The following is a 5,475-nucleotide window of genomic DNA, read 5'->3' on the forward strand; positions in this document are numbered from 1 at the left end:
CCCGTCGCACGCTGAACGACCGGTTGCTGACGCGGGCGATGCTGGACGGGGTGACGGTCGTGGATCCGGCGACGACCTGGGTCGATGTGACGGTGACGTTCGACCGGGACGCGGTGGTGCATCCGGGGACGCAGCTGACGGGGTCGACGCATCTGGGCGAGGGTGCCGAGGTGGGGCCGAACTGCCGGCTGAAGGACACCCGTGTGGGTCCTGGGGCGCGGGTGGACAACACGGTGGCCGACGGAGCTGTGGTGGGCGAGCGGGCGAGCGTGGGACCGTACGCGTATCTGCGGCCCGGGACGCGTCTCGGTGCCAAGGGGAAGATCGGTACGTACGTCGAGACGAAGAACTCCTCGATCGGGGAGGGGACGAAGGTGCCGCATCTGTCGTACGTCGGGGACGCGACGATCGGTGAGTACTCGAACATCGGTGCGGCGAGTGTGTTCGTGAACTACGACGGCCAGGACAAGCACCACACGACGATCGGGTCGCACTGCCGGACCGGTTCGGACAACATGTTTGTGGCTCCTGTCACGGTGGGGGACGGTGCCTACACCGCCGCCGGGTCGGTGATCACGAAGGATGTGCCGCCCGGTTCGCTGGCCGTGGCCCGTGGTCAGCAGCGGAATATCGAGGGTTGGGTGGCTCGGAAGCGTCCGGGGAGCGCGGCGGCGAAGGCGGCCGAGGCGGCGTCCCGGCAGGGTGAGAGCGAGGGCTGACCGGAAACGGGTGCGCCAAACACGGCGTACCGTGATAAGTGCACATCCGCACGTGTGCACCCGCACCCTTACCAGCTGATTCGGCCTCTCACGCCCAGCCGAGAGGTCGCCGAGCAGCCGGCTGGCTGAGACAACCTCTGAGGAGACTGTGCTGTGACCGGGATCAAGACGACCGGCGAGAAGAAGATGATGTTCTTCTCCGGCCGCGCCCACCCCGAGCTTGCCGAGGAGGTCGCCCAGCAGCTGGGTGTCGGGGTCGTCCCGACGAAGGCCTTCGACTTCGCCAACGGTGAGATCTATGTCCGTTACCAGGAGTCGGCTCGTGGTGCGGACTGCTTCCTGATCCAGAGCCACACGGCTCCGATCAACAAGTGGATCATGGAGCAGCTGATCATGATCGACGCGTTGAAGCGCGCGTCGGCTCGTTCCATCACGGTGATCGTGCCGTTCTACGGTTACGCGCGGCAGGACAAGAAGCACCGGGGTCGTGAACCGATCTCGGCGCGTCTGATCGCGGACCTGATGAAGACGGCGGGTGCGGACCGCATCCTGACGGTGGATCTGCACACGGACCAGATCCAGGGTTTCTTCGACGGTCCGGTGGACCACCTGTTCGCGCTGCCGCTGCTGGCGGATTACGTGGGCAAGAAGGTGGACCGGGAGAAGCTGACGGTGGTGTCGCCGGACGCGGGCCGGGTGCGGGTGGCGGACCGGTGGTGCGACCGGCTCGGTGCGCCGCTGGCGATCGTGCACAAGCGGCGTGACAAGGACGTGGCGAACCAGGTGACGGTCCACGAGGTCGTCGGTGAGGTCAAGGGCCGGGTGTGTGTCCTGGTCGACGACATGATCGACACGGGTGGCACGATCTGTGCGGCGGCGGACGCGCTGTTCGCGCACGGTGCGGAGGACGTCATCGTGACGGCGACGCACGGTGTGCTGTCGGGTCCGGCTGCGGATCGGCTGAAGAACTCGCGGGTGAGCGAGTTCGTGTTCACGAATACGCTGCCGACGCCGGGTGAGCTGAACCGGGAGCTGGACAAGATCACGGTGCTGTCGATCGCGCCGACGATCGCGAGTGCGGTGCGTGAGGTGTTCGAGGATGGTTCGGTGACCAGCCTCTTCGACGAGCAGTGAGGTTTCTGCACCCCTTGGCGCACCCCCTGCTGCGCCCTTGAGGTGATCGTTTTGGGTACGGCCTCCCCCTCCGAGTAGACTGCTGCAGTTGCTCGGCGAGGGAGGCCGTACTCGTGTACGGCGGTCCGTTATCGACGCGCTCTTCGTAGCAGGCCGTTCGTGGCCGGGTGACCACGTCCGTTCCGAGTTCTACGAGGAGTGATCCATATGTCCGAGGTGAAGCTCAGCGCCGAGACGCGCAGCGAGTTCGGCAAGGGTGCCGCGCGCCGTATCCGCCGTGACAACAAGGTGCCGGTCGTTCTGTACGGCCACGGCACCGACCCGGTGCACCTGACCCTGCCGGGCCACGAGCTGCTGCTGGCGCTGCGTACGCCGAACGTCCTGATCTCGCTGGACATCGACGGCAAGACCAACGAGCTGGCGATCCCGAAGGCCGTGCAGCGCGACCCGCTGAAGGGCTTCCTGGAGCACGTCGACCTCCAGCTGGTCAAGCGGGGTGAGAAGGTCACGGTCGAGATCTTCGTCCACACCGAGGGCGAGCTGGCGCCGGGCGGCAACCTGCTGGAGCACGTTCTGAACGCGCTGCCGGTGGAGACCGAGGCCACGCACATCCCCGAGTCGGTCACCGTCTCCGTCGAGGGCCTGGAGGCCGGTGCCTCCATCCTCGCCAAGGACATCCCCCTCCCGTCCGGCACCACGCTGGCCGTCGACGAGGACGCGGTCGTCCTGCAGGTCCTGGCCGCGCAGGCCGAGGAGACCGAGGGTGAGACCGCCGGGGGCGAAGAGGCCGCCGAGGCCTGATCCTCGCCGCCGTCATCAGCTGATCAGCCGCTGCCTCCCTCGCGGGGGGCGGCGGCTGGCGCGTATCAAGGAGACATGGACGTGACCACCCCCGCCAGTGATCCCTGGCTGATCGTCGGGCTCGGCAATCCCGGGCCGGAGTACGCCATGAACCGGCACAACGTCGGTTTCATGGTGGCCGACCTGCTCGCGGAGCGGATCGGGGGGAAGTTCAAGCGGGCGGGCAAGGCGCAGGCGCAGGTGCTGGAGGGGCGGATCGGTCCCGCGGGGCCGGGCAGCCGCCGGGTGGTGCTGGCGAAGCCGATGTCGTACATGAACCTGTCGGGTGGTCCGGTGAACGCGCTCCGGGACTTCTACAAGGTTCCGCTGGGTCAGGTCGTGGCGGTGCACGACGAGCTGGACATCGACTACGGCACGCTGCGGCTGAAGCTGGGCGGCGGGGACAACGGGCACAACGGTCTGAAGTCGATGACGAAGGCGATGGGGCCGGACTACCACCGGGTGCGGTGCGGGATCGGCCGGCCGCCGGGGCGGATGCAGGTGGCGGACTTCGTGCTGAAGGACTTCTCGTCGGCGGAGCGCAAGGAGCTGGACTGGTTCGTGGACCGGGCGGCGGACGCGGTGGAGTGCCTGGTGGCGGAGGGGCTGGAGCGGGCGCAGAGCGCGTACAACTCCTGAGGGGCGCGCGGTGTCGTACAACTGCTGACTTGTCCGTCCAGGTCGCTCGCGCGAGTTGACCGGCCGTAGGGGTATGGCCAATGATCCCGGCCATGCCTGCCTCAGCCCGTACCGCTCGCCAGGCGTCCGTGTCCGCGTTGCGGCTCGGGCGGGTCGCGACGATGGGTGCGCTCGCCGCGCTGATCCTGTTCGCCGGTGTGTGGGGTTCCTGGGGGACCGCGCAGCACGTGATGCTGACCAAGGGGCGCGAGCGGGGCACGGTCCGGGTGGCGGGGTGCGCGGGGGGTGTGTGCAGCGGTCCGTTCACGCCGGCGTCGGCGGGCGCGGGTGCCCGGGCGCGGGTGGAGATCGAGCAGTCGGTGGCGGTGCGCCCGGGGGCGACGTACGACGTGGTCCTCAAGCCGGACAGCTCGCAGGCGGTGCGGTCCGGTCCGGCGGGGATCCTGTACGCGTGGGTGCCGCTGGGCGGGGCGCTGCTGCTGGCCGCGGTGGTGGTCGCGGGCGGGATGCGCCTGGTGCGGCCGGCCTGGGTGCTGGGTCTCGCCGGTGCGGGACTGCTGACGGCGGTGTTCGTGGCGTTGCAGTGACCTGGTACCCGTCAGGTGCGGCGGACGCGGGAACGGACGGTGCCCCCGAGGTCGTACGACCTCGGGGGCACCGTTCGTCCGGCGGGGCGGGTCAGCCGGTGTTGCGCAGGCCCGCCGCCACGCCGTTGACGGTGAGGAGCAGGGCACGGGAGAGCAGCGGGTCGGGGTCGACGCCGGCCGCCGCGGCGTCGCGCTGCCGCTTGAGCAGGGCGACCTGGAGGTAGGAGATCGGGTCCAGGTAGGCGTCGCGGATGGCGAAGGTCTGCTTCAGGACGGGCTGGACGTCGAGGAGTTCGCTCTCGCCGGTGACCCGGAGCACCTCGGCGACGGTCAGCTCGTGTTCGGCCTTGATGGTGTCGAAGACGTGCCTGAGTTCGTCGGGGACGAGGGTGTCGACGTAGTGCTGGGCGATGCGCAGGTCGGTCTTCGCGAGGGTCATCTCGACGTTGGAGATGAAGTTGCGGAAGAAGTGCCACTGCTGGTGCATCTCGTCGAGCACGGTGTCGAGCCCCGCCTCGCGCAGGGCCTTGAGGCCGGAGCCGACGCCGAACCAGCCGGGGACGATCTGCCGGGACTGGGTCCAGCCGAACACCCACGGGATGGCGCGCAGCCCGTCGAGCGAGACGCCGGAGCCGGGGCGGCGGGAGGGCCGGGAGCCCAGGTGCAGGTCGGCGAGCTGGTCGACCGGCGTGGAGGCGAGGAAGTACGTCGGCAGGTCCGGGTCCTCGACCAGGCGCCGGTAGGCGGCGTGGGCGGCGTCGGAGACGACGTCCATGGCCGCGTCCCAGCGGGCGAGGGCCTCGTCGGACTGGCGGGGGGCGGTGTGCAGGGCGGAGGCCTGGAGGGTGGCCGCGACGGTCAGTTCCAGGTTCTCCCGGGCCAGCGACGGGATGAGGTACTTGTCGGAGATGACCTCGCCCTGCTCGGTGACCTTGATCTCGCCCTCCAGGGTGCCCCAGGGCTGGGCGAGGATCGCGTCGTGGGAGGGGCCGCCGCCGCGCCCGACGGTGCCGCCGCGGCCGTGGAAGAGGCGCAGCCGGACGCCGTAGCGGTGGGCGACGTCGCGCAGCCGGCGCTGGGCGCGGTGGATCTCCCACTGGCTGGTGGTGATGCCGCCGAACTTGGAGGAGTCGGAGTAGCCGAGCATGACCTCCTGGACGTCGCCGCGCAGCGCGACCAGGCGCCGGTAGGACGGGTCGGAGAGCATGTCCTCCAGGATGGTGTCGGCGGCCTTCAGCTCGTCGGTGGTCTCCAGGAGGGGGACGATGCCGATCTTCGCCCAGCCGGCGTGCAGGTCGAGGAGTCCGGCCTCGCGGGCGAGGACGGCGGCGGCGAAGACGTCGTCGGCGCCCTGGCACATGGAGATGATGTAGGACTCGATGACCTCGGGGCCGAAGACCTCCAGGGCCTTCTTGACGGTCCGGAAGACGCCGAGGGTCTTCTGGCCGGCGGCGTCGACGGGGGCCGGGGTGGGGGCGAGCGGCCTGCGGGAGCGCAGTTCCTTGGCGAGGAGCTTGGCCCGGTACTCGCGGGGCATGTCGGCGTAGCGCCAGGAC

Annotated in this window: 5 protein-coding genes and 1 pseudogene; 5 read left to right on the forward strand and 1 reads right to left on the reverse strand. The window is 69.7% G+C overall.

What is annotated here, in order from left to right; translation table 11 throughout:
* From IE312_RS40860 to IE312_RS19140, 5 genes and pseudogenes are all read left to right on the forward strand, one after another.
* Positions 1-719: pseudogene (locus IE312_RS40860) on the forward strand (DapH/DapD/GlmU-related protein); the annotation flags it as partial.
* 153 nt (positions 720-872) lie between these two features.
* On the forward strand, positions 873-1,853 hold the full coding sequence (locus IE312_RS19125; protein ID WP_189983352.1) for a ribose-phosphate diphosphokinase: 981 nt from the start codon (positions 873-875) through the stop codon (positions 1,851-1,853).
* A gap of 207 nt (positions 1,854-2,060) precedes the next feature.
* Positions 2,061-2,654 (forward strand): 50S ribosomal protein L25/general stress protein Ctc, encoded by a 594-nt coding sequence (locus IE312_RS19130; protein WP_189983354.1) that lies wholly within the window; start codon positions 2,061-2,063, stop codon positions 2,652-2,654.
* A gap of 75 nt (positions 2,655-2,729) precedes the next feature.
* Positions 2,730-3,332, forward strand: coding sequence for an aminoacyl-tRNA hydrolase (pth, locus tag IE312_RS19135; RefSeq protein ID WP_189983356.1), 603 nt, complete (start codon positions 2,730-2,732; stop codon positions 3,330-3,332).
* Between the two features lie 80 nt (positions 3,333-3,412).
* Positions 3,413-3,919, forward strand: a complete 507-nt coding sequence (locus tag IE312_RS19140) for a hypothetical protein (RefSeq protein WP_189983359.1) — start codon at positions 3,413-3,415, stop codon at positions 3,917-3,919.
* Between the two features lie 91 nt (positions 3,920-4,010).
* On the opposite strand, the gene IE312_RS40865 is transcribed toward IE312_RS19140, so the two are convergent.
* The coding region (locus IE312_RS40865) for a phosphoenolpyruvate carboxylase (protein ID WP_229900123.1) at positions 4,011-5,475 on the reverse strand (1,465 nt) is incomplete at its 5' end.

The sequence above is a fragment of the Streptomyces capoamus genome, from assembly GCF_014654935.1.
Lineage (GTDB): Bacteria > Actinomycetota > Actinomycetes > Streptomycetales > Streptomycetaceae > Streptomyces > Streptomyces capoamus.

Excerpts from the sequence above, each read along its gene's own strand:
- IE312_RS19130 (WP_189983354.1), top strand. The coding sequence starts at position 2,061 with ATGTCCGAGGTGAAGCTCAGCGCCGAGACGCGCAGCGAGTTCGGCAAG.
- pth (WP_189983356.1), top strand. The coding sequence starts at position 2,730 with ATGGACGTGACCACCCCCGCCAGTGATCCCTGGCTGATCGTCGGGCTC.
- IE312_RS19140 (WP_189983359.1), top strand. The coding sequence starts at position 3,413 with ATGATCCCGGCCATGCCTGCCTCAGCCCGTACCGCTCGCCAGGCGTCC.